This is a genomic window from Cognatishimia coralii (assembly GCF_037478305.1).
GTDB lineage: Bacteria > Pseudomonadota > Alphaproteobacteria > Rhodobacterales > Rhodobacteraceae > Cognatishimia > Cognatishimia coralii.
On the sequence record NZ_JBBGAZ010000010.1, the window covers coordinates 25,546 to 50,242 of the forward strand.

Genomic DNA, 24,697 nt, shown 5'->3' on the forward strand with positions numbered 1-24,697 from the left:
GCACTGCGCTTGGGAGTTCAAAATGAAGTCACGCACGAAAGTTGTTGTCATCGGCGGAGGCATCGCCGGCTGTTCCACGCTCTATCACCTGACCCAAGAAGGGTGGAGCGACGTGGTGTTGGTCGAACGCAATGAGCTGACGTCTGGAACGACCTGGCATTCAGCCGCGCAAGTGACGAACTTTGGCATGAACCAGACGATGGTCGGGCTAAAGTCCCATTCCATCGCGCTTTATAAAGAGCTGGCCGAGGACCCAGATTATCCGATCAATTACCACCACGGCGACGGCGGCATTCGGCTGGCCAATACAGCGGAACAGATGCAGGGCTATCACCATTTCGCCTCTATGGCGCGCGGGATGGATGTGCATTTCGAAGTCATCGACGCCGAGGAATGCGCGCGCAGGCATCCTCTGATCTCCACGGACAATCTGGTGGGTGGCCTCTGGGATCCTCTGGACGGAGACATTGACCCAGCGCAGCTCTGTCAGGCCTTGGCGCGGCGGGCGCGCAAAGCAGGGGCCGAGGTCTATCGCAATACGCCTGTGGTCGCCTTGACCCAGCACAAGGATGACACCTGGACAGTTCATACCGAACACGGCGACATCGATTGCGATATTGTTGTGAATGCCTGCGGCTATCGCGTCAATGAGGTTGGCGCCATGATGGGCGTTCACCACCCTGTCGCCTCGATGGAGCACCAGTATTTCCTGACCGAGGACATCCCCGCCATTGTCGAAGCAGGCCAACGTATGCCCCTCCTGCGCTGCCCGATCAGCGACTATTATTGTCGTCAGGAAAAACAGGGGCTGTTGCTTGGGTTCTATGAACAGGATTGCAAACCCTGGGGCATGGATGGGATCGATCCGAACTTTGTGAACGCTCTGTGTCCTGATGATCTGGACCGCGTGACCGATGTTCTGGAAGGTGCTTTCGCGCGCATGCCTGCGTTGATGGAAACCGGTATCCGTACGGTAGTGAATGGTCCGATCACCTATACAATCGATGGCGCGCCTTTGGTGGGCAGGGTCCCCGGCAAACGCAACGCCTTCTGCATCATAGGATTGCGTGCGGGGCTTGGTGAAGGCGGCGGTCACGGTTGGCTTTTGGCGCAGCAGATTGTGCATGGCGAGGCATGCTATGACACGTGGTGTCTGGACCCGCGTCGGTTTACGGGCCACGCGAATGTGGAACTGACCTCGCTTAAGGCGATTGAGGATTATCAGAACGAATTCAGGTTCCACTTCCCGCATGAACATCGCCCTGCAGGGCGACCTGCGAAAACCACACCGCTCACGCCGATTTTGGCCGCAGAGGGTGCTGAGTTCACTGTGGTGAATGGCTGGGAACGGGCAGAGTATTTTAAGCCGACCCCAGACTTTCACCCCTCTCTCAGCTTCCATTTTGACGAGGCCTTTTATGTCGTGGCGAAAGAGGTTACTGCCGTTCAAACCGGCGTTGGACTGGCTGAAGTCAATGGGTTCAACCGCATTGAAATCACAGGCAAGGATCGCCACGTCTTTCTGGACCGCATGTTCTGTGGCGCCGTGACGAAACGCGACGGGCGGCTTGGTCTGGGCTATCTTTTGAACCATCATGGCATGGTCAAAGCCGAGGCAACCGTTGCGAATATTCCGGCCTCTGATCGGGGGCCAGACCGGGTCTGGTATGGCTCTGCGGCCGCTGCAGAGTTTCACGATATGGATTGGCTGACGTCACATGTGCGCGATGACGAGGACGTTCAGCTCAAAAGCCTCACGAACGATCAAACCATATTGGTCCTCGCCGGTCCAAAGGCGCGCGATGTACTGTCCGAGGTCAGCCGAGGCGATTGGTCCAAAGAGGCCTTCCCGTGGCTTTCCCTACGCGAGTGTTTCATCGGCTTTGCGCCTGCGACAGTGATGGGCGTCAGTTTCTCAGGAGAGCTGGCCTATGAGATCCACATTCCCAATGCCTCGCTCTATGCCGCCTATCTCGCGTTGCGCGCGGCAGGAGAGACCCATGGGATGACCCTCTTTGGCGCGCGCGCGGTAGAGTCCATGCGCATGGAAAAAGGCTTCCTTCACTGGAAGAGTGATCTGATCACCGAATTTGATCCCTTCGAAACCGGCTTGGATCGCTTTGTGAAAATAAACAAGCCCGGCTTTTTGGGCAAAGAGGCCCTGATGGCGCGTCAGGCTGAGGGGCCGCGCAAAATGCTGGTCTCTTTAGAGATTGATGCCACCCATGCCCCGGCCCACCCGGGGGCGTCTTTGATGCACGACGGGGCCGTGGTCGGCACGATTACCTCCGGCGACTGGGGGCATCGGGTTGGCAAAAACCTCGCCTATGCCTTTGTCGATCCGGCCATGGCTGCCGAGGGCACCGAAATGGCGCTCGACCTTCTGGGCGTGCAGGTGCCGGCAAAGGTCATCACCGCCGTCCAGTATGATCCTGATCACAGCCGGATGCGCGCTTAGACCTTGTCCGGGTGCGCGTCTTGAAAGGCAGGAAGCGCACCACAAGCGGCTTCGAGCGCTTCAATGCGCGGGCAGTCCTCATAGGAGACGCCCCAGCGATTGGCATTGTAGAGCTGGGGGATCAAACAGATCTCGGCCAGCCCTGGCGTTTCACCATTCACGAAATCACCCTCGGGGAAGCCAGTCAGCAGAGCCTCAAAAGCGCGCAGGCCGGGGGCTATGAAATGATGCATCCAGTCGGTACGCGCAGGTTCCTCGCCACCCGTCGCGTGCTTCATGACCGACAGGTTGCAGACTGGGTGTACGTCCACCGCAAGTGACATCGCCAAAGCACGCGTCTTGGCGCGCAAAGTAGGATCTTGCGGCAGAAAACCGGCATCACGGGTCTCGTTCAGATAGTCCAGAATGGCCAGTGACTGGGTCAGCCTTTGGCCGTCAATATCCAGAACCGGCACAAGCCCTTGCGGGTTGCGAGCCAGATGATCCCCACCACGGTGGCTGCCATCCAGCAGGTTCACGGTTTCGATAAGGTAGCTTTCCCCAAGCAGGTTCAGGGCAATGCGCAGCCGATAGCTGGCCGAGGATTTGGGGTAGTCCCAGAGGACGGTCTCAGTCATGGCATTGCCCTTTCACAGGTTTACTTCGGAAACGTCACGGCAGGCTTGATGGTGCCGACCACTTCGCCAAATCCGATTTGATAGCCGTCGCCCTTGGCAGCCCCTTTTAGGGTCAAGGTATCTCCGTCCTCGATAAAGGTCCGGACCTCGCCGGTGTCCAAAGTCAGAGGCTCTTTGCCGCCCCATGTCAGTTCCAAAAGGCTGCCGCGTTCGGATTTCTCTGGGCCCGAAATGGTGCCCGATCCCAAGAGGTCGCCTGTCGACATTGCACAGCCGGAGCTCGCGTGGTGCGCCAATTGCTGCGCCGCCGAGTAATACATCCGGTTGTAGTTGGTCTGAGCAATCGTGGTCGCAGGCTTGCCTTCTGGTGCCATGGTGACATCCAACGCGATATCAAACAGCATCGGGGACGGCTCTTGCAGATAGGGCAAAAGGTCTTTTTCCCGTTCTGGGGTCGACGTGCGGAACGGTTCAAGCGCCGCTGGCGTGACAATCCATGGGCTGATCGAGGTGGCAAAGGCTTTGGCTTGGAATGGGCCGAGTGGCTGATATTCCCAGGCCTGAATGTCCCGAGCAGACCAATCGTTGAGCAGCACGTAGCCAAAGATCATCTCATCAGCTTGCGCGACAGAGATCGGCTGACCAAGCTCAGATCCGGTACCGACGATGGCGCCCATTTCCAGTTCGATGTCCAGCCGCTTGCTGGGGCCAAAGCTTGGCATATCCGCGTCAGGCGCTTTCGTTTGCCCGTTGGGACGGACAACATCCGTGCCAGAGACGACGACAGAGGACGCGCGGCCATTGTAGCCAATCGGAATATGCAGCCAGTTCGGCGGCAGGGCGTTTTCCGGGCCGCGGAACATTGTGCCGACGTTCATCGCATGGTGTTTGCCTGCGTAGAAATCTGTATATTCGGCGACCTGAAACGGCAGGTGCATCTGCGCATCAGCCTGCGCGATGAGTGGCGCCGAGGTATCACCCCCCTCGCTTAGCAGAGCCGTCAACTGAGCACGCAAGTCGGCCCAGACGTCTGGCCCCATCGCCATCAACTTGTTCCAGCTTGGTGCGTCAAAGGCGGTCTCTGGCAAGGACACGAGACCCTTCGTTTCGGCCTCAGTCAGATCGAGGATCATATCACCAATCGCAACGCCGCATCGCGCGGGTGCATGCCCAACAGAGAACACGCCATATGGCAGGTTATTGAGCGGAAATGGTGTCTCTGCAGAATTTGCCGAAGGCACCCAGCTTGTCATCAAAGTCATTGTCATAGTCCTATTTCTTTCCTGGCGTTCCATCGAATTTCTTTTCGATGTCAGCCCAGCAATCGATGTAGTCGTCCTGCAAGGGGGCTTCGTTTGCGGCAAAGGCAGTCAGATGCTGGGGGAAGCGGGTTTCAAACATGAAGGACATGGTGTTGGCGAGGTATTCCGGTTCCAGATCCGCATTGGACGCGCCTTCAAAGGCCTGTTTGTCAGGCCCGTGCGGCAGCATCATGTTGTGCAGGCTCATACCGCCGGGAACAAAGCCCTCGGGCTTGGCATCATAGACGCCATAGATATTGCCCATCAGCTCGGACATGACATTCTTGTGGTACCAGGGCGGACGGAAGGTATCTTCGGCCACCATCCAGCGATCCCGGAACAGAACAAAGTCGATATTTGCGGTGCCTTCGACGCCCGAGGGCGCTGTCAGCACGGTAAATATCGAGGGATCGGGGTGGTCAAACAGGATCGCTCCGACGGGGCAATAGGTGCGCAGGTCGTATTTGCAGGGCGCATAGTTGCCGTGCCACGCGGCCACGTCCAGCGGGCTATGGCCGATCTTGGTTTCGTGGAATTGACCGGCCCATTTCACGGTCACTGTTGAGGGCACTTCGCGGTCCTCGAAAGCCGCGACAGGCGTTTTGAAGTCGCGGGGGTTCGCCATGCAGTTCGCGCCAATCGGTCCGCGTCCCGGCAGTTCGAATTTCTGTCCATAGTTTTCACAGACAAACCCACGGCACGGGCCGTCGATCACTTCGACTCGATAAACCAAACCGCGAGGGATCACTGCGATCTCTTGAGGTTCCAGATCGATCACACCCAATTCGGTGCAGAACCGTAGACGGCCTTCTTGCGGCACCACCAACAACTCGCTGTCGGCCGAGAAGAAATAGGCATCCACCATGCTTTCGGTGACCAGATAGACATGGCTCGCCATGCCGACCTGCGTGTTCACGTCGCCAGCTGTCGTCATGGTGCGCATACCCGTGAGCCAGGTCAGAGGCTGATCGGAATGCGCGACAGGATCCCAGCGGTATTGACCCAAAGAGGTCACATCCGGATCAACCAGTGGCGCGGATTTCCAATAGGGCAGATCGATCTTTTCAAACCGATGCGTGTGTTTCACAGACGGGCGGATGCGATAGCACCATGTGCGTTCGTTTTGGTGGCTTGGCGCAGTGAAGGCTGTGCCCGAAAGCTGCTCTCCGTAAAGGCCATAGTTCACCTTTTGCGGCGAGTTCATACCTTGAGGCAAGGCGCCCGGCAGAGCTTCGGTTTCAAAGTCATTTCCGAACCCCGGCATATAGCCAGCATGAGTCCCCACAGGCGTATCCGCAACGTGTAATTCAATCGAGTTTGCGCTCTTGGTCATGAGATAGTCCTTTTTGAAACTAACACCGACCTAGTAGTTGCTTTTGTAACTAACAACGTTTATTTTCACGCAATGACGCAAAATGACACCTTCGAACTTCAGGGCTTCACGCCCTATCTTCTGAACCAGGCGGCAGAGGCCACTGGGTCTCGGTTCCAATCCATCTACAAGTCCAAATACGGAATGCTGCGCACGGAATGGCGCGTGCTTTTCCATCTGGGCTGCTACGGAGACATGACGGCGAAGGACGTTTGCGACCGAGCCGGCTTGCATAAAACCAAGGTCAGCCGCGCCGTAAGCGCTTTGGCTCAGAAGAGGTTTCTAGAGCGACATGAATTGCCCGAGGATCGTCGGCACGAACGCCTAACCCTTACACGCGCAGGCCGTCGCGCCTTTGAAGACCTTGTCGAGGATGCGCAAAATTTCGATCAGCAACTTATCGAGCACTTTAGTGAAGGAGAGATCGAAACCCTAAGGCTGGTGTTGAAAAAACTTGCTGAGCTCTAGGACTCGGAAACTTTGAAAGTTTCCGACGTCGATTTCTTTCAAAGAAATCGCGCTGACGCTGGGTTAGCTTTCACCCGCGTTGATTTCGTAGCCGTGATATGCTGCCGTACCCATGTTTCAGGTATTTTGGGAGGGGTATCATGGAAATCTTAGTAGAGGTGTTTTTACCGCTATCCTTGGCAATCATTATGCTGAGCCTTGGGATCGGGCTTACGCCTTCAGATTTCAGGCGCGTGGTCGAACGGGGCTGGGCTTTTGGCATAGGCGCTCTCTGTCAGCTTATCCTCATTCCACTCTTCGCCTATGTGATCGTTCTGACCTTTGGCTTCACGGGTGCCATTGCAGCAGGCGTTATGCTTTTGTCCTTTTGCCCCGGCGGCGTCACCACTAACGTCATGGCGCGCTTGGCGAACGGGGATGTGGCTCTGTCTGTCTCGTTGACCGCATTAATCTCTCTTTTGTCCATTATCACCGTACCGGTTTTGGTGGGCTGGGCGGTAACGCGTTTTATGGGAGCAGATGTGCCTGAATTCTCGGTGACCGAGATCGCAATTGCGATGTTCCTGATCACCACCCTTCCCGTTTCCATCGGAATGCTGATCCGCTACCTGGCACCCGGCTTCGCGGATCGGGCTGAACCCAAGCTCTTCGTGTTGGCCGGTGTGCTCTTTGTGGTCATTGTTCTGGCTGCCATCGCCACAAACTGGGACCTGTTCGTCGCAAATTTCACCGCCCTTGGTCCTGCATTGGCCGTGTTAAGCATCACGACGATGCTCGCAGGTCTGACGATAGCTGGAGTCTTTGGGCTCACTTGGGCAGAACAGAAAACGGTGGCCGTCGAGGTGGGTCTTCAAAACGGCACGTTGGGGATCACGCTGGCACCAATCATCGCAGGCGTGGCGACTGGAATTCCTGAAATCGGCCTGCCGGCGGCGATCTATAGCGTGATCATGTATCTGACTGGGATTCCCATCGTGCTCTGGCTACGGAGCCGACGCCGTGAAAGCTGATGTCATCGTCGTCGGCGCAGGGCTCGCAGGCCTTGCCGCCGCAGCCGAACTTGGCGATCGCGGCAAGCACGTCATTGTCGTCGATCAGGAAGGCCCGCAGAACCTGGGCGGTCAGGCGCATTGGTCCCTAGGTGGGCTCTTTATGATCGACACGCCCGAGCAACGGCGTATGGGGATCAAGGACAGTCGCGCCTTGGCGCTAAATGACTGGATGGGCTCTGCCCAGTTCGATCGACCAGAAGACGACTACCCGCGCCAATGGGCCGAAGCCTATTTAGACTTTGCAGCAGGCGAGATGCGTCCATGGCTTTATGATATGGGCTTGCGCTGGTTTCCGGTGGTTGGATGGGCAGAACGCGGGGGGAGTTTCGCCAATGGCCATGGCAACTCTGTTCCGCGCTTTCACATCACATGGGGCACGGGTCCCGGTGTGTTGGAACACTTCATTCGCCGGTGCAAAGAACACGAAGCCGCTGGGCTGGTTTCCTTCAAGTTCCGTCATCAAGTCGACCAGATCGAGATGCAAGACGGTGCGGCAGTGGGTGTCAGCGGATCGCTTTTGGCCGAGGATGATGCGGTGCAGGGCGCTGCAACCTCTCGCGAGGTGGTGGGAGAGTTTCGCCATGACGCGGGATCCGTCATCGTGGCCTCCGGCGGCATCGGCGGGAACTTTGAGCTGATCCGCAAAGTCTGGCCGAAGGATCGGCTTGGCCGTGCGCCCAAATCAATGTTGTCCGGCGTGCCAGCTCATGTGGATGGCAGGATGCTGGGTATCTCAGAAGAAGCGGGCGGCCATGTTATCAACAAAGACCGACTGTGGTTTTACACCGAAGGCGTCAAAAACTGGGATCCGATCTGGCCGCACCATGGCATTCGGATTTTGCCTGGTCCGTCCTCGTTGTGGTTTGACGCAGAGGGTAACCGATTTGCTCCACCTGCCCTTCCCGGATTTGACACCAATGGCACGTTCAAGGCCATCCTGGACAGCGGGTATGACTACAGCTGGTTCATTCTAACTCAAAAGGTGATCAAGAAAGAGTTTGCCCTGTCTGGGTCGGAACAGAACCCAGACTTCACCGATGCCAAGTGGAGCAAAGTGATCAAAGAACGTTTCTTGGCAGGTGCGAAGGCAACAGGGCCAGTGGAGAAATTCAAAGAACACGGCGAAGATTTCATCGTCGCGGATACGCTGTCCGAGCTGGTCAAGGGCATGAATGCTCTTACCGAGGACGCTTTGATTGACGAAGCCCACATTCAGGCGCAGATCGAGGCGCGGGACTCTCAGGTCGACAACCCGTTTTGCAAAGACGCACAAGTCATCGCGATCCAGACGGCACGGCACTATCGCGGTGACAAACTCAGCCGCACAGCCAAGCCTCATCGCTTCCTTGATCCCGACAATGGCCCTCTGATTGCGGTGCGCCTGAATCTGATCACACGCAAAACACTCGGAGGCCTGCAGACAAATCTCGACAGCCAGATGGTGGGCTCAAACGGACAAGTCATCCCGGGCCTGTTTGCAGTCGGAGAGGTCGCCGGTTTTGGCGGCGGTGGCTATCACGGCTACAATGCACTTGAGGGCACATTTCTAGGGGGTTGCATCTTTTCGGGCCGCGCGGCGGGGCGCAGCAAGGCGATTTCCTAGCGGTAAGTCTCGCGCAGAAGGTTTTTCTGCACTTTACCCATCGTGTTTCGGGGCAGAGCCTCAATCAATTCATATCTTCTTGGATGTTTAAATCGTGCGAGCTTCTCCTCGACCCCAAGCGCCAGTGCCTTTGGGTCGAGAGCGGCGTCAGCCTTTGGCACGACCGCCGCTATGATCGCTTCACCAAAATCCGCATCGGGCACGCCAAAGACTGCGCTCTCCACGACGCCTTCGATGTCATTCAGAACGTCCTCGACTTCTTTGGGATACACATTGTAACCGCCTGTAATAATCAGGTCTTTTGAACGCCCGACAATCGAAAGATATCCATCCGCACTGAGAGACCCGAGATCACCGGTGATGAAAAACCCAGAATCACGCAACTCTGCCGCGGTTTTCTCCGGCATGTTCCAGTAGCCCGCAAAAACATTCGGGCCACGCACTTCAATCATGCCGACCTCGCCTTGTGAGACATCTTTACCTGTTTCGGCGTCGGTCAGTCGCACCTCGATATCAGCAATCGGGCGCCCGACAGTGCCTGCCCGCCGTTCGCCGTCAAATGGGTTTGAAGTGATCATATTGGTTTCTGTCATACCATAGCGTTCCAGGATCCGGTGGCCGGTTCGCGCAGTGAAGGCCTCATGAGTTTCTGCCAGCAAAGGAGCGCTGCCAGAGACGAAGAGGCGCATCTTCTGCGTCGCCTCTTTGGTCAAACGCGCATCCCCGAGCAACCTCGTGTAGAACGTCGGCACGCCCATCAGCATGGTGGACTGGCTCATCGCTTCAAAGATCGCATTTAGATCAAATCCGGTTTGGAAATCCAAACGAACACCCGCCAAAAGAGATGTGTTCAATGCGACGAACAAACCATGCGTATGAAAGATCGGAAGAGCATGGATCAACGTGTCAGAACTTGTGATTTGCCAAAGATCACAGAGAGCGCGCGCATTTGAAAGCAGATTGCCGTGGGTCAGCATAGCGCCTTTACTGCGACCCGTCGTACCTGAGGTATAAAGCAATGCTGCCAAATCGTTCTTAGTTCTTGGAACGGGGTCGAAATGACCAGGCATGCCTTCGATTCCGTCGGTCAGAGTGCCCTTTCCATCGGAGTTCAACGTGAGAACATGCCCGTCACCAGCCACAGCCCGCACTTCGATTTCGCGCGCCCCGTCACACACGACAATTCTTGGTGTCGCATCCGCGATGAAATAGGCCAGCTCGTCCCGCTTGTAAGCGGTGTTCAAAGGCAGAAACACGCCTCCCGCCTGAAGGGTCGCGATATACAGTGCGACCATTTCAACGGTTTTCGGGGCTTGCACGACAACCCTGTCACCCGGCAAAAGCCCTGCCTCAACAAGACGATTTGCCAGACGTGAGGCGAGTGTTGCAAACTCCCGAAAGCTCAAATCAGGTTTACCCGATTGGCGCACAAAACAACGCTCGCTCGAGGCTTGAGGCGCCATAAGGGCGTCGTAGAGATGATTACTCATGCGAGGATCCGTTTTCTATTTGTGGCCATGCCTTGGGAGTTTTTGAATTGTGGTGCGAGGCTGACCTCTTGGTCCTGCACGAAACGCTCGTGGTTCTGTTCAATCTTCGACAAGTCATATTGATAGTTCACCATCGCGCCAAAAGATTGCGACACGCCGTTCTCGCTTAGGTCGGCTTCTGCATGCACCGCATAGACCTGAGCACCATTGCCAAGATGAAACCGCGCTACTGGATCAAAGGGACGGCCTTTTGCATCCTTAGCCGTCAGTAGATAGTCGCTGGCTGCTTCTCTGACAGACCTATCGTCTGATGGGTCTTCGCCATTCACAGAGCGCGTCCACTCTGCCAACCTTGGGATTGGCGAGAGAGTTACGAAAGTTTCGAGCTGCGGCAATTCTCGCGACAGTTCCGCAACCACCTGCTTGATCAGCATCGAGCCAAAGGACACGCCCGCCAAACCCTCTTGGCAATTGGAGATCGAATAGAATACCGCGACCTTTGTTTCTTCAGCTTCACGTTGGTCTCTATGCTCGGAAAGCACGTGCTGGATCGAATCTGGAACACCCAGCGTCAGGGCCACCTCGACGAATATCAAAGGCTCGTCGGGCATACTTGGATGAAAAAACGCGAAACAGCGCCGATCTTGAGGGTAAAGCCTGCGCCTGAGGTCATCCCAGTCTTGAATGGCGTGGACGGCCTCATAGGCGACGATCTTTTCCAGAATACTGGCAGGCGTATCCCAGTTGATTTGGCGCAGAACCAGAAAGCCGCGATTAAACCAGCTGCGCAGAAGATGCTGGAAATCCTGTTCAGTGCGCGCGAGATCCGTATCCCGCGCTTTCGCACGGATCAAATCCGCCCGCATATTGACAAGAGCTTGCGTGGCGCCTGTCGGCTGATTGAGGCGGCGCAGCAATTCCTGGCGTCGCGGCTCGGCTAGTCGTCCTATTCTGCGATAGTCTTCGATAGATTGTCCGTTTTGGAACCCACTAACAGCCGCTCGCAACGCTGCCGGATCGATCTCGAGATCTGTATTTAGAAACTGAAAGAACCGCAGTTTCTCGTCTGGGTCCATGCCTGCGTAGCGGTCAAGAACGGCTTCGGCCAAAGCAATGCCGGAAACTTCACCTTCCACATCCAGGAGCGCATGGCACATCTCTTCAATGGACCGGGACTGAAGCACACTGCCTTTTGACCCCCGCCGCTCAAATAGTGTCTGCACGATATCTGCAAAGGTGCTGCGACCCGACATGGCAGGTTCTAACCCAATTGAACCGTTTGCGCGGACAGACTAACCGACAGAGACAAGCTGCCCTCATTGATCAGCCAGCGTCGAAGTGTGAAGCTGCGCGCGCCTTTGGAATGCATTGGGTCATTTTCGGCCAGACTGCGCGCGGCATTCAGGCTTTCGGCACGATAAATGATCAGCCCAACACCCTGCATTTGATCACCTGTCTCATCAGACATGGGCCCTGCAAGGAATAGATTTCCAGCGGCCTCTTGCTCTGCCTGATACGCCAGATGCTCTGGCAACACCGCCCTGACCTCTTCCGGCGATCCGACCGGCGTTGACTGCACCACATAAAGCTCATGAGCGAGCGCTCCACGTGCTTTGGCCTCGGCCTTATAGTCATTCCAAAGGGGCATCCTGACCTCCTGCGTGATTTAAAAAAATCGATTTTATTTGACTTAAGGATTTTTTATCGCCAAAAAGTGAGTCGATCAACAGGGAGTTTTCTATGCGTTTTCTCGTTGGAACAATCGGACCCACTCAGAGTGTTTTCGCCGTTTCAGAGGGCATGGCCGTCAATCTGACCGAAGCTGTTCCAGCCATCGGAAGGGATCTCGCAGCACTCACGGCCTCTGATGATCTCATGGCGCAGGCCAAAGAGATTGCCGAAACTCGGACAGGGGATGCGGTCCCAGTTCCGGCAATCACGCCCGCCTTGCCGATTGCGCGCCCTCCTTCGGTTCTGTGCCTTGGCTTGAACTACATCGAACACATCAAAGAGGGCGGCTATGACATTCCGGACTATCCGGCGATGTTCATCCGGACGCCCAATTCGATCATGGCAGCCGGCGCGCCGATGGTGCGCCCTGCCTGCTCTGAAACGCTCGACTATGAGGCCGAGATGATGATCATCATCGGCAAAGGTGGGCGGCATATCTCCGAGGAAACCGCATTGGAGCATGTCTTTGGATACACCGTCTTCAACGACGGCTCCGTACGCGAATATCAGCGCAAAACTCACCAATGGACGCCGGGTAAGAACTTTGATGATACCGGCGCGATTGGGCCTTACGTCGTCACGCCCGATGAGCTGCCAGAGGGCGGCAAGGGTTTGAAAATCGAGAGCCGTGTTGGCTCGGAAATCCTACAGTCGTCCAATACGTCGAATATGATCTGGTCCGTGGCCCAAACCATCGCGATCATGTCTCAGTTCAAGACTCTGGAAGTCGGCGACCACATCGCGCTTGGAACGCCTCCGGGTGTGGGACATGCCAAGAAACCCGGCCCACGCTGGCTGCGCCCTGGTGAAACTGTGGATATCGAGATCGAAGGCATTGGCATCTGTTCCAGCCCCATCGTCGCCGAAGAGTCCATGACCAAGACCGAGGCGGCTGAATAAATGACCGCAGACGCGCCTACTCTAGATCACGCACGACAGGCCGCGCAGCAAGCGGTGCGGGACTTGCGCTCGCGCGTGACGCGGCTGGGGGATGGCGAAATCGATCTGATCCTGCGGGATGCACGCTCCCACTACGCGTGGACCGACCGGCAAGTGCCCGACACCATCCTGCGTGCGCTGTTTGAGATCACGATCCAAGGCCCCACCAGCATGAACACCTGCCCCGCTCGGTTCATCTTTGTGAAAAGCGACACGGCCAAGGATCGACTGGCGAAGTCTTTGAAAGCAAAGAATATCGACAAAATGCGCGCCGCACCGATGACGGCCATCATCGCGTGGGATCCGCTTTACTGGCAGCGTCTGGACTTCTTATTCCCGCATGAAGATCGCAAGCCGCTGTTTGCCGGAAACGAGACCTATGCCCATGACACCGCCTATCGCAATTCCACTCTGCAAGGCGCTTATTTCATGATTGCCGCCCGCGCCTTGGGCTTGGACGTTGGCGCGATGTCCGGCTTCTCCAACGAGATCGTCGATCAGGAGTTTTTCAGCGAAAACGGATGGAAATCGAATTTCCTCTGCAATTTCGGCTATGCTGATGAAACCGCATTGTTCCAAAAACTCCCGCGGTTCTCCTTTGATGACGTCTGCGAGGTAATCTAGCCATGGCGATCAGACAAAAGACAGTGATGACGATCAAACTGGCAGGGCGTGGCACAAGCCACTCTCGCAGCGAGGCCCATGTGCGCGATCTGGTGCAGGTCGTGGACGAGCCGATCGAGCGTGGCGGCACCAACGAAGGCCTTGCGCCAACCGAAACAGCCTTTTCCGCCTTGATCGGCTGCACCAATGTCATCGGTCACAAATGCGCCGCCAAACTGGGCGTCGATATAGGAGATCTGGACTTCGCAATGGAGGTCGATTTCGACCGTCGCGGCGTCCTGTTGATGGAAGAAGTGGAGGTGCCATTCAAAGCCATCCGCCTCTCTGTCACATCCAAAGGCAGTGCCACCGCAGAAGAGCTTCAGCGCGTGGCAGAGGAGACTGCCAAATATTGTCCAATCGCAAAACTCTATGAAAACTCGGGCACTGAGCTGACCGTGACTTGGGAGAGCGGCTGACGGGCAAGTTTACGTAATGGTACTGGGAGGAGAACTATGACGACATTCAAATCAACGGCCTTTGGCCTGGCGCTTGCGACGCTCGTCGCGGCTCCGGCCTTTGCGACAGAGACGATCAAAGCGGTCGTGATCGACGGCTATCCGGCGCGGGCGCTCTGGGTGAAAGAGTTCACGAACTTCTTTATTCCCGAAGTCGACAAGCGTCTGGCGATGACCGGCAACTATAAGATGGACTGGCAGGAAAGCTATGGCGGCACGATTGTGAAGCCAAAAGGCGTTCTTGAGGGCGTTAAGCTGGGTCTGGGTGACATTGGTATCGTGACCACGATCTTCCACAACTCGAAACTGCCAAGTCAGGCGATTTCTGCGGCGACGCCGTTCATTGCGGCAGACGCGCGTGCGGTTGCGAAAGCGGTCGATGAGATCGCCAAGGAATTCCCGGCGATGCAAGCGGAATTTGACAAGCAGAACCAGGTCTATCTGGCGACCGGCGTCGTTCTGGACACCTACCAGGTCTTCTCGCGCAATCCGATTAACTCGCTGTCTGACCTTGAAGGCAGCAAAGTCGCCGGCGCGGGTATGAACCTGCGGTACCTTGAAGGCATCGAAGGCGCAGCCGGTGTTCGCGGCGGTCTGACAGACTTCTACAACATGGTCCAAACGGGCCTTGTGGATCACGCGATGCTGTGGCCTGAGGCCGCCAAGACCTTCAAGATTGCAGAGGTCGCACCTTACATGCTGCGCGCCGATCTGGGGGCCGTGAACTCCAAAACTATCACGGTCAATAAAGACTATTGGGCGAAGCTTCCGGATGAGGTCAAAGACGTGCTTCTTGAGGTCGCCGTTGCCTACCGCGACCATGTTGCGGGCATCGCAATGGACCGCGCGGAAGCCAGCCGTCAGGCCTATGTTGACCAAGGTGGCACCGTGGTCGAGATGGATCCAAACGAGCGTCTCGCTTGGGCCGCCAGCATGCCAAACATCGCTGCAGAATGGGCCGCAGGTCTTGACGCATCAGGCCAGCCCGGCACCGAGATGCTGAACGCCTACATGGCGAAGCTCTCTGACGCTGGCTTCACCCCAGTCCGTGACTGGGCTGCCGAAGCGGCTACGAACTAGGGCCGCTTCGTGAAGGAGCTGATCCATAAAATCGCCAGCGGCGTGGCCATCATGGCCAACGCCGCTGGCACATTTGTCGTGGTCGGACTGATCGCCGTGGTGAGCTATGACATCATCGCGCGCGGGATCTTTAACCGCCCGTTCCTTGGTGCTGTCGAGGTCGTACAATTCTCGATGGTACTGATTGTTTTTCTACAGCTGCCTGACGTGATCCGCGTTGGACGGCTGACCCGCTCTGACGGTTTTCTCGGCCTGTTGCGCCACCGTCGCCCCGCCGCGGGGCACATGCTGAGCCGCGTGATCGATCTCATCAGCGCGACCTTTATGGTGCTTGTCGCCATCGCGATCTGGCCCGAGTTTGTCGAGATGTGGGAGACCCGCGACTATTTCGGCGTGCCCGGCGTTTTCACCGCACCTTGGTGGCCAGTTAAGTTGGTGATCTTCCTAAGCGCCTGTCTCTGCACCGTGCATTTCGCGCTGCATATTTTGTTCAACGCGGGCGATGACGTCCCAAGTCAGGAAAGCGGTTCATGAGCCCAGTTGAAATTGGCCTGATTTCCATCGGCGCCATCATCTTCATGATCTATCTCGGCGTTTATATTCCGATTGCCCTTGGCGTCGTAAGCTTTGTCGCGATCTGGATTATGCGTGACAGCTACGAGCTGTCCTTTGCGCTGCTGAAAATCGCCATCGGCGACAGCGCGATGGAATATACATTTGCGACGATCCCCTTGTTCACCTTTATGGGATTAATCGTCTCTAAAGCTGGGCTTGGGGCCGATATTTACGCCGTGATGAACCAAGGGTGCCGCCGCATCACAGGTGGCATCGGCATGGCAACCGTCGGCGCAAATGCGGTCTTTGCGGCGGTCACTGGGTCTTCGATTGCCTCGGCCTCGGTGTTCTCGAAGATGTCCGTGCCAGAGATGCTCAAACACGACTACAACCCGCGTTTCGCAGTAGGGGTCGTCGCAGGATCGTCGGTCTTGGGCATGATCATTCCGCCGTCGGCCATGTTGATCATCTATTCCTTTGTGGCCGAACAATCTGTCGGAGAAATGTTCCTCGCAGGGGTCGTGCCCGGCTTGATGTTGGCGGCTGCTTACGTTTTGGCAATCTGGTTTATGGGCCGGTTCACGCCCGCCTTCGTGGGCGGCAGCAAGATCAAAACTGAAACCCTCATGCCTTGGTCTGAGATCGCTGCGAAAACGATCCCGATCCTTGTGCTGATCGTCGTCGTGCTAGGCGGAATTTACACCGGCTGGACCACCGCTGTCGAAGCGGGGGCTGCTGGATCGCTGCTTGGCATCCTGATCGCCGCCGTCCGAGGCCGCATCAATCTGCGCAGCTTCTGGGAAACCGTGATCGAAACTGGCCATATCACGGCTGCCATCTTGTTCCTGATCACAGCCGCGTCGATGTACGCGCGGATGCTTGGCCTTGCGGGTCTGCCGAACGAGCTTCAGACCCTCTTGGCGACTGTAAATTTCGACTTTTTCTGGATAATGGTGATCCTCGTCGTCCTGATGCTTTTCCTTGGCACAATCCTGGACACGGCTTCGATCATCCTGATCGTGGTTCCGTTATTTTTGCCTTTAATAGACTCTATGGGCCTGAGCCTCGTGTGGTTCGGCATCGTCGCAGTTGTCGCCGCGGAGATCGGGCTTTTGACCCCTCCGCTGGGCCTCAGTTGTTTCGTGATCAAAGCCACCCTGGACGATGATCGCATCAAACTGAAAGACGTCTTCCTAGGCGCCCTGCCCTTCGCCTTTGTCATGCTCTTGGTGCTGATCCTTCTGATCCGATTCCCTGCCTTGAGCCTTGCAATCCTATCCTAACCTGAACGAGTCCTCACATGCGTAACGTCACAAAAGAGAGCATCACCGATGTCTTCATGGGATACCTCGGAGACGACGTGAACCCGCGTCTGCGCGAGGTCATGGGCAGCCTTGTGAAGCACCTGCATGACTTCGCCCGCGAAGTGAACCTGACCCATGAAGAATGGAACACAGGCATCGCGTTCCTCGAGCGCGCGGGCGAGATTTCGGATGCCGAGCGACACGAGTTTGTGCTGCTGTCTGACGTGCTGGGTCTCTCGTCTCTGGTCGATATGCTGCACTCGACACCCGAGGGCACGTCGTCCTCAGTCCTTGGCCCCTTCCACATTTCAGGCTCTCCGCCACTGGCTGTGGGTGGCGACATGCGCAAGGGCTTTGATGCGCCGGTTCTTTTGGTCGAAGGCACGGTCAAAGACACCAACGGCAAACCCATTCCGGGTGCAACCCTGGACATCTGGCAAACCGCGCCGAATGGTCTCTATTCCAGCCAGGATCCGGATCAGGACACCTATTCTTTCCACGGCTTTCAAACCGTCGGTGCGGACGGTCGCTATGCCTTCACCACCGTGCGTCCTGTGGAATACACCGTGCCCTCAGATGGCCCCGTCGGAGACATCCTGCGCGCGTGTGGGCGTCATCCGTGGCGCCCGTCTCACCTGCATTACATCGCCGAGGCGGACGGGTTCAAACCACTGGTTACAGAGGTCTTTCCCGAGGATGATCCCTACCTTGATCAAGACACAGTTTTTGGCGTGCGTGACGATCTAGTAATGAGCTACCAACAGATGCCCGCGGGCAGTTTTCCGGAGACTGGCTTTGATCTAAGCGGTCACGTCGAGGGAGACTACCTCAAGGTCACATTCGACCTAGTTCTTGTTGCCAAATAACTCGGCGTTCAGCGCCGAGCCTTCACCCCAAAGCCCCGCCAAATAGGCCCCCGTCAGCTGGTAGTGTTTGAACAACCGTTCGCTTGCCATATCCGCGTCCCTTGCGACAGCGGCCTGCAGGATGCTCGCGTGCTCTTCGTCCACATCGCGCAGCTGATAATTCAACCCGCTGCCCGCCAGATAGCGATAGCGGATGTTGAGATCATAAAGCTGCGAGCAGAACTGCAAAAGGATCGGTGACGGCGCATTGGCAATGAGCGCCATGTGAAAGCCTTTGTGCAGCTCTTCGAAATCGTCGCCACCTTTGGCCTTGACCATGCGGTGGTGCGCGAGCACGACATTCTCTTCCCAGTCTTGGGTCGCATTGGCGATGCTTTCGCGCAGGGCGAGGTCTTCGAGCGTGCGCCGCAGAAGCAGGATTTCCTGAAAATTCTCGGCACTCACTTCGGCGGTCCGGAACCCGCGTTGATCCAAACGATCGACCAATTTATCCGACGTCAAAAGGCTTAGCGCCTCGCGGATCGGAGAGGCGCCCGTGTCCAGCCGTTTGCGCAGAACTTCGATCTTGAGCTTCTCGCCGGGTTTGAGGTCTCCGGTCACGATGAGGTGTCGCAAACGCCGATACGCCTGCTGCGTCGCAGAGCCGTCTGACCCGGAAATATCAAGCGCGTTCATCGTGTTGGCCTCCCTCACAAAATATCGATTATTTTGCCTCTTCTGTCAAATAATCAACTAGCGCAAATTTCGCGGTTTCCAAGGGAAAACCACGACTTGCGACAGAGGGTTTTCGATGCAAATCTCGGGATCGCAAAGGGCAGAATATGACAGACAAGCGGTACGAAAACTGGATAGGTGCTCAGCAATCCTCGCGGGATTGGCTCGCCCCTCAACCTGCGCGGTTTATGCAGGCCACTTTGGACCGAGACCAAGATCTGCGCGACGGGGATCACTTGCCGCTTCTGTGGCATTGGCTCTACTTTTTAGAGGCAAAACCCGCCAGCGAATTGGGCCGCGATGCGCATCCAAGGAAAGGTGGGTTTCTTCCACCAGTCGATCTGCCGCGTCGAATGTGGGCGGGTGGTAGGTTCGAATTCAATGCGCCACTCAGACTGGGCGATTGGGCCGAGAAACGCTCGACCATTTTGAATGTTTCCGAGAAGTCGGGGCGCAGTGGAGCGCTCTGCTTTGTCACTGTCCAACACGAAATCTTCCAGCAGGACCGGCTCTGCCTGATTGAAGAACACGACATCGTCTATCGCGAAGACCCTGCCCCCGGATCCCCGAAGCCAGCTCAACAAAAAGCGCCAGAGAGCCATGAGTTTTCGCGCAGCGTGACTCCTACGGCAGTCATGCTATTCCGCTATTCGGCCCTGACATTTAACGGTCACCGCATCCACTACGACGTCGACTACGCGCGGGATGTAGAGGGGTATGACGGGCTGGTCTTTCACGGCCCCCTTACGGCCACGCTTTTGGTGGATCTCGCCTGCGCAGAGGCGGGTCGCCACCCCAAGTCCTTTTCGTTTCGCGGAGTTTCCCCGCTGGCAGGCATGCAGCCGTTTGACATCCAAGGCACCAAGTCTGGGTCAACTCTCGATCTTTGGGCAAAAACCGCGGGCGGGGATCTGGCGATGTCGGCTCAGGCTGTTTTCTGAGGCGCTGGTCCTAGGGATCCGCGCAGCCTTAGCGTGGCTTCCAACTCGACGCTTTCCCCCAAACTGCGATCATTGCGCATTGCAATCAATGTGGTGGCAGCATGTTTGCCCATAGCGCGATGCGGGACATGCACCGTCGTAAGGCGGGGTGTTACGATTTCGGCAATTTCGATGTCGTCAAAACCGGTGATGGACACATCCCCAGGCACATCGACGCCCATCCGATGAGCCCGCGAAAGAGCTCCTGCGGCCAGAACGTCGTTGCCGCACATCACCGCTGTCGGAGGGGTTCCCGAACGCATCAACCGTTCAAAGGCATCGCCTCCATTGGCGATGGAATAGGTCGTTTCTATCACGTTGAGGTCCTGGGCATTCAAACCAAACTCGGCAACGGCATCCATGGCACCCTCATAACGCTGCCGCGCGCGGTCATTGCAATCTCGTTTACCCGCAATGAGCGCCAGCTTGCGGTGGCCTTGTTTTAGAACCTCAAGAGCAAGGGCTTTCATGGCTTTGCGATTGTCAAAGCCAACTGAGACCCTTGGTTCAGCTTCATCATAAACCCAGGCCACGACATGAGGGATCTGGCGTTTTTCAAGGAACTCATAGCTTTCTGACGTCCGGGTGTGGCCAATCAAAAACAGCGCGTCTGCACCTCGTGCCACAAGGTTGCGGATCTGCTCTTCTTCGACATCAGGGTCATATGAAGAGCTTGCCACAAGCAAGGTAATCCCATGCTGCCCGAGCTCTTCTTGAAAAGCCTGAAGACCCCGCGCAAAGATCGCGTTTTCCATCGTGGGCACGATAGCCCCAAAGGTATTCGTGCGTTTCGCCGCCAAGGCCTGAGCCCCGAAATTTGGCGCATAGCCCAGGTCTTTGACCGCTGCCATGACTCTGTCTCGCGTGGATGCGCTGACTTGCGATGGCGAGTTCAAACACCGGGACACGGTCGCCGTCGAAACCCCAGCCTGCTTGGACACATCCGCCAGAGTTGGCGACAGCGAGGGCTGGGTTGTGCGGGTCTTGGCCATTGGGTCGTCTTGGTCCGTCCAGATCTGATTTCGGCGTTTTATCATATTTTGAGCAATCGTAAGCACCAAAAGCTTGTAGCTCTTTGGGTACCAGAATGTAAGCGCTTGCAGGAAAAATTGTAAGCGCTTACATTTGACGCGAATCGTCCGGTGCAGGTGCGCATTGAACGGATCGTCTCGCGAATGACTTCAAACGTGCTGACGAACTGTTTGCACCAAAGCCACTAGCTGCAAATAGGATCGAACATGGCCAGAGAATACCTCAAAAAAGCAACACTAACCGCCAAAAGCGATGCGACAGAAACAAAGAAAATCGTTCGCGAAATTCTGGACGATATTGAAGCAGGTGGCGATGAGGCCGCGCTGAAATATGCTGCTAAGTTTGACCAATATGACGGCGAGATCATCCTGTCAGAAGCGTCAATCGCTGCGGCCACAGCCTTGGTGCCGGAAAAGCTGAAACGCGATATTCAGTTCGCCCATGCCAATGTGAAACGTTTCGCCGAAGCGCAGCTTGGCACCGTAAACGACTTCGAAGTCGAAGTCGTTCCGGGCCTCGTCGCAGGTCAAAAGGCGATCCCAGTCACGGCAGCGGGATGCTATGTGCCCGGTGGCCGTTACAGCCACATCGCCAGCGCAATCATGACCGTGACAACCGCAAAGGTCGCCGGATGTAAGAACATCGTCGCCTGCTCTCCTCCGCGCCCCGATGTAGGCATCAACCCTGCAATCATTTATGCCGCCCATGTTTGCGGTGCAGACAAAATCCTCGCTATGGGAGGCGTGCAGGGTGTCGCGGCCATGACATTCGGTCTCTTTGGATTGCCAAAGGCCAATATCCTCGTCGGCCCCGGCAACCAATTCGTGGCAGAAGCCAAGCGGATGCTCTTTGGTCGTGTCGGCATCGACATGATCGCAGGCCCGACAGACAGTTTGATCCTTGCTGACAGCAAGGCCGATCCGGCGGTTGTTGCCGCAGACCTCGTGGGACAAGCCGAGCATGGCTACAACTCTCCGGTCTGGTTGGTCACAGACAGCCGCGCTTTGGCCGAAGAAGTCATGACGCTGGTGCCCGAACTGATCGACGATCTACCAGAAGTGAACCGCGACAACGCCACCGCAGCTTGGCGCGACTATGCCGAAGTCATCGTCTGCGCAGATCGCGAAGAAATGGCCACAACCTCTGATGACTACGCGCCTGAACACCTTACCGTGCAGGCCGAGGATTTGGATTGGTGGCTTGACCGGCTGAGCTGCTATGGCTCACTCTTCCTTGGTGAAGAAACCACAGTTGCGTTTGGTGACAAGGCCTCGGGCACGAACCACGTCCTGCCGACGTCTGGCGCAGCCAGCTATACGGGAGGGCTCAGCGTTCACAAGTACATGAAGATCGTCACATGGCAGCGCGCCACCAAAGAAGGTGCGCGTCCGGTGGCTGAGGCGACGGCGAGGATTGCGCGCCTTGAAGGGATGGAGGGCCATGCCCGCACCGCGGACATTCGACTGAAGAAATACTTCCCTGACGAAGTCTTCGACCTGACCGCTGAAGTATAAAATGAAAGCAGACGACAGTATATTTTCGGTGCGCGGGCGTGTGGCCTGCGTCACTGGGGCGAGTTCCGGTTTGGGTCAACGCGCGGCAACTGTGTTGGCGGGGGCCGGTGCGAAAGTTGTCGGCGTTGCGCGCCGCGCAGAGGCGTTGGAACAATGGTGCTGGGAAACACAGGGCGATTGCGCCTCTGTGGCGGGCGATGTCGCAGATCGCGACGGTCTGGATGATCTCGTGGGTCGGATTTCCGCCCCCTTCGGTGCGCCTGACATCGTGATCCACGCAGCAGGGCTAAACACGCGTCAGCCCGCGGATGAGGTCACAGCCGAGGGCTGGGACGCCACCATCGCAATCAATCTGTCGGCGCCTTTCTTCCTTAGTCAGAAATTGGTTCCAGCCATGCGCGAGAAGGGCTGGGGCCGCATCGTCAACTTTGCGTCTCTCCAGTCTTTCCGCGCGTTTCCCGGTGGAATCGCATACGGCGCGACAAAGGGGGGTGTCGCGCAGTTGACCCGGGCAATGGCAGAGGCTTGGTCCAAAGTGGGTGTGACCGCTAATGCCATTGCTCCGGGCTTTTTTCATACAGAGCTGACGGCGGCGGTCTTTGACGACCCCGAACGCGCGGCCCGCAACGCCGCCCAGACCTGTATCGGCCGTAACGGAGAGGACGCGGACCTTGACGGACCGCTGTTATTTTTGTGCTCTGACGCGTCCCGTTATGTGACGGGGCAAGTGATGATGCTGGATGGGGGGTTCACAGCGAAATGAAGGCTCTTGTCTACACAGGTCCTGAACAATTGGAGTTTCAGGATTTCGCAGACCCTACGCCTGCGGATGGAGAAGTGATCGTTAATGTCGAAAGCGTCGGCATTTGCGGATCCGACATGCATGCGTTTTTGGGGCACGATGAACGTCGACCCGCGCCTCTGATCCTAGGCCACGAAGTCGCTGGTACCATGATGAAATGGGGCACGCATGAAACCCGTGTCACGGTGAACCCGCTTGTGTCTTGTGGCGAATGTCGCGCGTGCAAGGCTGGGCAAGACAATCTCTGCCCCAATCGTCAGATCATTTCGATGCCGCCGCGCGAAGGTGGTTTTGCTGAGCAGATCACCATGCCGACTGGCAATCTGGTGGAAGTCCCAGATCATGTCAGCGCGGATCAAGCCGCCTTGGCAGAACCGATTGCCTGTGGCTGGCATGCTGCCCGTATCGCGCGGAGTCATCCGGCAGGCGCTGGAATGGACGTGCAAGCCTTGGTCATTGGCGGAGGCGCTATCGGCCTTGGTGCAGCGCTGAGCCTGAAAGCGCAAGGCGTGTCTGACGTGGTGATGATCGAACCCAACGACCTACGGCGTCGGTATTTGATTGATCACTGCGGGCAAACGGTCATTACCGAAGGCGATCTTTTTGAGGAGCATCAGATTGACGTGGTCGTCGACGGCGTCGGCTATGCACCAACCCGCGCGCTGGCTTCTGCCAAAGTGAGGCCGGGAGGCGTGATCGTCCACATTGGATTAGGCAGCGCCGAAGGTGGCCTTGATATCCGTCGTGCAACCTTGCAGGAAATCACCTTTGTCGGAACCTACACCTACACGGCGCAGGACTTCCGTGATTGTGCGCAAGCGATGTTTGACGGCAAACTTGGCGCTCTGGATTGGGTGGAAACGCGGCGCCTATCAGAGGGCGCACAGGCTTTTGCGGACATTCGCGCGGGCACCGTTGCGGCCCCAAAGATCATCCTGAAACCTTAAGCTATTTCAAGTCCACAAAATAGGACGTGGCACCAGTCAAATACCGGCTGGTGCGCAGTTCTACCACGCGGTCTTGCAGGTCCCGCGCTTGTCTGCGTGCAACGATCACGGGCGTGCCTTTGGGTTGATCCAAAGCCTGCGCCAAATCATCCGACAAAGTCTCGGCCACCAGATGTTCTTGCGCCGAAATAATGATGCAGGAATAGGCGTGCTGAAACAGAACATAGAGCGCGTTTGGCAGGTCTCCGCGATCCTTGAGGCCGGGGAAAAGATTGGCCGGAACGACACTACGTTCATGGCACAGAGGCGCGCCTTTAAATGACCTTAAACGATTGATTTCATAGACTTTATCCGGCGTGTCAAAGAGTGCGGCCTTCTCGTCCTTCAGTGCATTGCGAAGTACGATGGACTCTTGTTTCAACTCCGGTGCAACCTGCTGTCCGTCCTGATCCCGCAGCCGGAAAAAATGGAACAGAGAATTCTCGGGTGTGCGCAGTGTCACAAAGGTGCCCTTGCCCTGACGACGCTGCACAATGCCCATCTGCTCAAGCTCGATAAAGGCCTTGCGCGCGGTGCCCTGACTGACCTCAAGTTCACCGGCAAGATCAAACTCGCTGGGCAGCATAGAGCCGGGCACATAGCTGCCCTCTACGATGCGCTGCACGACCGTATTGAAGACCTTCATATAAAGCGGTTCTGACACCCTGCCCTCCGTTTTCGGTCTGCTAGCACACCCAAGCCAATCCTCGCA

24 protein-coding genes are annotated in these 24,697 nt (G+C 56.7%); 15 read left to right on the forward strand and 9 right to left on the reverse strand.

From position 1 onward, the window contains the following. Window positions 1-22: 22 nt before the first annotated feature. On the forward strand, window positions 23-2,458 hold the full coding sequence (locus tag WG622_RS15070; RefSeq protein WP_339404342.1) for a GcvT family protein: 2,436 nt from the start codon (window positions 23-25) through the stop codon (window positions 2,456-2,458). Here the strand turns inward: WG622_RS15070 and maiA are convergent. From maiA to hmgA, 3 genes are read right to left on the reverse strand one after another with little or no spacing between them, the layout of a single operon-like run. Continuing rightward, window positions 2,455-3,075 (reverse strand): maleylacetoacetate isomerase, encoded by a 621-nt coding sequence (gene maiA / locus WG622_RS15075; protein ID WP_339404343.1) that lies wholly within the window; start codon window positions 3,073-3,075, stop codon window positions 2,455-2,457. The two genes, WG622_RS15070 and maiA, sit on opposite strands and share 4 nt — an antisense overlap. Before the next feature lie 20 nt (window positions 3,076-3,095). Continuing rightward, window positions 3,096-4,337 carry a fumarylacetoacetase gene (gene fahA / locus WG622_RS15080; protein ID WP_339404344.1) on the reverse strand — a complete coding sequence of 414 codons (1,242 nt, stop codon included), beginning with the start codon at window positions 4,335-4,337 and terminating at the stop codon, window positions 3,096-3,098. 10 nt (window positions 4,338-4,347) lie between these two features. Further along, a complete protein-coding gene (gene hmgA / locus WG622_RS15085) occupies window positions 4,348-5,709 on the reverse strand; it encodes a homogentisate 1,2-dioxygenase (protein WP_339404345.1) in 1,362 nt (453 codons plus the stop codon). Window positions 5,710-5,781: 72 nt separating this feature from the next. On the opposite strand from hmgA, the gene WG622_RS15090 reads away from it, so the two are divergent. The 3 genes from WG622_RS15090 (at window position 5,782) to WG622_RS15100 (ending at window position 8,871) form a co-directional block, all read left to right on the forward strand. Then, window positions 5,782-6,216, forward strand: a complete 435-nt coding sequence (locus WG622_RS15090) for a MarR family winged helix-turn-helix transcriptional regulator (RefSeq protein ID WP_339404346.1) — start codon at window positions 5,782-5,784, stop codon at window positions 6,214-6,216. Between the two features lie 140 nt (window positions 6,217-6,356). Next, window positions 6,357-7,226, forward strand: a complete 870-nt coding sequence (locus tag WG622_RS15095; RefSeq protein WP_339404347.1) for a bile acid:sodium symporter family protein — start codon at window positions 6,357-6,359, stop codon at window positions 7,224-7,226. Further along, complete coding sequence (locus WG622_RS15100; RefSeq protein WP_339404348.1) at window positions 7,216-8,871, forward strand: FAD-binding dehydrogenase; 1,656 nt, start codon at window positions 7,216-7,218, stop codon at window positions 8,869-8,871. Before WG622_RS15095 ends, WG622_RS15100 begins: the two co-directional genes overlap by 11 nt. On the opposite strand, the gene WG622_RS15105 is transcribed toward WG622_RS15100, so the two are convergent. Genes WG622_RS15105 through WG622_RS15115 form a run of 3 tightly spaced genes read right to left on the reverse strand, consistent with a single transcriptional unit; the run spans window position 8,868 to window position 12,009 of the window. After that, the gene (locus WG622_RS15105; protein WP_339404349.1) at window positions 8,868-10,361 is read right to left on the reverse strand and encodes a malonate--CoA ligase; all 1,494 of its coding nucleotides are present in this window, start codon (window positions 10,359-10,361) and stop codon (window positions 8,868-8,870) included. The two genes, WG622_RS15100 and WG622_RS15105, sit on opposite strands and share 4 nt — an antisense overlap. Continuing rightward, the gene (locus WG622_RS15110) at window positions 10,358-11,614 is read right to left on the reverse strand and encodes a malonyl-CoA decarboxylase (RefSeq protein WP_339404350.1); all 1,257 of its coding nucleotides are present in this window, start codon (window positions 11,612-11,614) and stop codon (window positions 10,358-10,360) included. Before WG622_RS15110 ends, WG622_RS15105 begins: the two co-directional genes overlap by 4 nt. A gap of 8 nt (window positions 11,615-11,622) precedes the next feature. Continuing rightward, on the reverse strand, window positions 11,623-12,009 hold the full coding sequence (locus tag WG622_RS15115; protein ID WP_339404351.1) for a YciI family protein: 387 nt from the start codon (window positions 12,007-12,009) through the stop codon (window positions 11,623-11,625). Between the two features lie 92 nt (window positions 12,010-12,101). Here WG622_RS15115 and WG622_RS15120 point away from each other — a divergent pair, with 92 nt between their 5' ends. Genes WG622_RS15120 through WG622_RS15150 form a run of 7 tightly spaced genes read left to right on the forward strand, consistent with a single transcriptional unit; the run spans window position 12,102 to window position 17,957 of the window. Continuing rightward, on the forward strand, window positions 12,102-12,992 hold the full coding sequence (locus tag WG622_RS15120; protein WP_339404352.1) for a fumarylacetoacetate hydrolase family protein: 891 nt from the start codon (window positions 12,102-12,104) through the stop codon (window positions 12,990-12,992). Continuing rightward, complete coding sequence (locus tag WG622_RS15125; protein WP_339404353.1) at window positions 12,993-13,655, forward strand: malonic semialdehyde reductase; 663 nt, start codon at window positions 12,993-12,995, stop codon at window positions 13,653-13,655. A gap of 2 nt (window positions 13,656-13,657) precedes the next feature. Then, window positions 13,658-14,113, forward strand: coding sequence for an OsmC family protein (locus WG622_RS15130; protein WP_339404354.1), 456 nt, complete (start codon window positions 13,658-13,660; stop codon window positions 14,111-14,113). Window positions 14,114-14,149: 36 nt separating this feature from the next. After that, the gene (locus tag WG622_RS15135) at window positions 14,150-15,232 is read left to right on the forward strand and encodes a C4-dicarboxylate TRAP transporter substrate-binding protein (RefSeq protein WP_339404355.1); all 1,083 of its coding nucleotides are present in this window, start codon (window positions 14,150-14,152) and stop codon (window positions 15,230-15,232) included. 9 nt (window positions 15,233-15,241) lie between these two features. Continuing rightward, a complete protein-coding gene (locus tag WG622_RS15140) occupies window positions 15,242-15,766 on the forward strand; it encodes a TRAP transporter small permease subunit (protein WP_339404356.1) in 525 nt (174 codons plus the stop codon). After that, window positions 15,763-17,070 (forward strand): TRAP transporter large permease, encoded by a 1,308-nt coding sequence (locus WG622_RS15145; protein WP_339404357.1) that lies wholly within the window; start codon window positions 15,763-15,765, stop codon window positions 17,068-17,070. The genes WG622_RS15140 and WG622_RS15145 overlap by 4 nt, the downstream gene beginning before the upstream one ends. A gap of 17 nt (window positions 17,071-17,087) precedes the next feature. Then, entirely contained in the window at window positions 17,088-17,957 is an 870-nt protein-coding gene (locus WG622_RS15150; protein ID WP_339404358.1) for a dioxygenase family protein, read from the forward strand. Here WG622_RS15150 and WG622_RS15155 read toward each other — a convergent pair. Next, on the reverse strand, window positions 17,937-18,632 hold the full coding sequence (locus tag WG622_RS15155) for a GntR family transcriptional regulator (RefSeq protein WP_339404359.1): 696 nt from the start codon (window positions 18,630-18,632) through the stop codon (window positions 17,937-17,939). The genes WG622_RS15150 and WG622_RS15155 overlap by 21 nt on opposite strands. A gap of 146 nt (window positions 18,633-18,778) precedes the next feature. On the opposite strand from WG622_RS15155, the gene WG622_RS15160 reads away from it, so the two are divergent. Further along, window positions 18,779-19,612: an HTD2 family dehydratase gene (locus WG622_RS15160; RefSeq protein WP_339404360.1), complete on the forward strand. Its 834-nt coding sequence runs from the start codon at window positions 18,779-18,781 to the stop codon at window positions 19,610-19,612. Here the strand turns inward: WG622_RS15160 and WG622_RS15165 are convergent. Next, window positions 19,597-20,643 (reverse strand): LacI family DNA-binding transcriptional regulator, encoded by a 1,047-nt coding sequence (locus tag WG622_RS15165; protein ID WP_339404361.1) that lies wholly within the window; start codon window positions 20,641-20,643, stop codon window positions 19,597-19,599. The genes WG622_RS15160 and WG622_RS15165 overlap by 16 nt on opposite strands. A 246-nt stretch (window positions 20,644-20,889) precedes the next feature. Between WG622_RS15165 and hisD the strand changes: the two genes are divergently transcribed. Genes hisD through WG622_RS15180 form a run of 3 tightly spaced genes read left to right on the forward strand, consistent with a single transcriptional unit; the run spans window position 20,890 to window position 23,946 of the window. After that, window positions 20,890-22,197: a histidinol dehydrogenase gene (hisD, locus tag WG622_RS15170; RefSeq protein WP_339404362.1), complete on the forward strand. Its 1,308-nt coding sequence runs from the start codon at window positions 20,890-20,892 to the stop codon at window positions 22,195-22,197. Between the two features lies 1 nt (window position 22,198). Further along, window positions 22,199-22,960 carry an SDR family NAD(P)-dependent oxidoreductase gene (locus tag WG622_RS15175; RefSeq protein ID WP_339404363.1) on the forward strand — a complete coding sequence of 254 codons (762 nt, stop codon included), beginning with the start codon at window positions 22,199-22,201 and terminating at the stop codon, window positions 22,958-22,960. Continuing rightward, complete coding sequence (locus tag WG622_RS15180; RefSeq protein ID WP_339404364.1) at window positions 22,957-23,946, forward strand: zinc-dependent alcohol dehydrogenase; 990 nt, start codon at window positions 22,957-22,959, stop codon at window positions 23,944-23,946. Before WG622_RS15175 ends, WG622_RS15180 begins: the two co-directional genes overlap by 4 nt. Before the next feature lies 1 nt (window position 23,947). Here WG622_RS15180 and WG622_RS15185 read toward each other — a convergent pair whose 3' ends face one another. Continuing rightward, entirely contained in the window at window positions 23,948-24,649 is a 702-nt protein-coding gene (locus WG622_RS15185) for a GntR family transcriptional regulator (protein WP_339404365.1), read from the reverse strand. Window positions 24,650-24,697 lie beyond the last annotated feature (48 nt).

Coding starts and splice junctions, on each gene's coding strand:
- WG622_RS15145 (WP_339404357.1), top strand. CDS start 15,763: ATGAGCCCAGTTGAAATTGGCCTGATTTCCATCGGCGCCATCATCTTC.
- WG622_RS15180 (WP_339404364.1), top strand. CDS start 22,957: ATGAAGGCTCTTGTCTACACAGGTCCTGAACAATTGGAGTTTCAGGAT.
- WG622_RS15155 (WP_339404359.1), bottom strand. CDS start 18,632: ATGAACGCGCTTGATATTTCCGGGTCAGACGGCTCTGCGACGCAGCAG.
- WG622_RS15125 (WP_339404353.1), top strand. CDS start 12,993: ATGACCGCAGACGCGCCTACTCTAGATCACGCACGACAGGCCGCGCAG.
- WG622_RS15070 (WP_339404342.1), top strand. CDS start 23: ATGAAGTCACGCACGAAAGTTGTTGTCATCGGCGGAGGCATCGCCGGC.
- WG622_RS15175 (WP_339404363.1), top strand. CDS start 22,199: ATGAAAGCAGACGACAGTATATTTTCGGTGCGCGGGCGTGTGGCCTGC.
- hmgA (WP_339404345.1), bottom strand. CDS start 5,709: ATGACCAAGAGCGCAAACTCGATTGAATTACACGTTGCGGATACGCCT.
- WG622_RS15090 (WP_339404346.1), top strand. CDS start 5,782: ATGACGCAAAATGACACCTTCGAACTTCAGGGCTTCACGCCCTATCTT.
- WG622_RS15115 (WP_339404351.1), bottom strand. CDS start 12,009: ATGCCCCTTTGGAATGACTATAAGGCCGAGGCCAAAGCACGTGGAGCG.
- WG622_RS15130 (WP_339404354.1), top strand. CDS start 13,658: ATGGCGATCAGACAAAAGACAGTGATGACGATCAAACTGGCAGGGCGT.
- WG622_RS15150 (WP_339404358.1), top strand. CDS start 17,088: ATGCGTAACGTCACAAAAGAGAGCATCACCGATGTCTTCATGGGATAC.
- WG622_RS15095 (WP_339404347.1), top strand. CDS start 6,357: ATGGAAATCTTAGTAGAGGTGTTTTTACCGCTATCCTTGGCAATCATT.
- WG622_RS15135 (WP_339404355.1), top strand. CDS start 14,150: ATGACGACATTCAAATCAACGGCCTTTGGCCTGGCGCTTGCGACGCTC.
- WG622_RS15105 (WP_339404349.1), bottom strand. CDS start 10,361: ATGAGTAATCATCTCTACGACGCCCTTATGGCGCCTCAAGCCTCGAGC.
- WG622_RS15160 (WP_339404360.1), top strand. CDS start 18,779: ATGACAGACAAGCGGTACGAAAACTGGATAGGTGCTCAGCAATCCTCG.
- WG622_RS15165 (WP_339404361.1), bottom strand. CDS start 20,643: ATGGCCAAGACCCGCACAACCCAGCCCTCGCTGTCGCCAACTCTGGCG.
- fahA (WP_339404344.1), bottom strand. CDS start 4,337: ATGACTTTGATGACAAGCTGGGTGCCTTCGGCAAATTCTGCAGAGACA.
- maiA (WP_339404343.1), bottom strand. CDS start 3,075: ATGACTGAGACCGTCCTCTGGGACTACCCCAAATCCTCGGCCAGCTAT.
- WG622_RS15110 (WP_339404350.1), bottom strand. CDS start 11,614: ATGTCGGGTCGCAGCACCTTTGCAGATATCGTGCAGACACTATTTGAG.
- hisD (WP_339404362.1), top strand. CDS start 20,890: ATGGCCAGAGAATACCTCAAAAAAGCAACACTAACCGCCAAAAGCGAT.
- WG622_RS15120 (WP_339404352.1), top strand. CDS start 12,102: ATGCGTTTTCTCGTTGGAACAATCGGACCCACTCAGAGTGTTTTCGCC.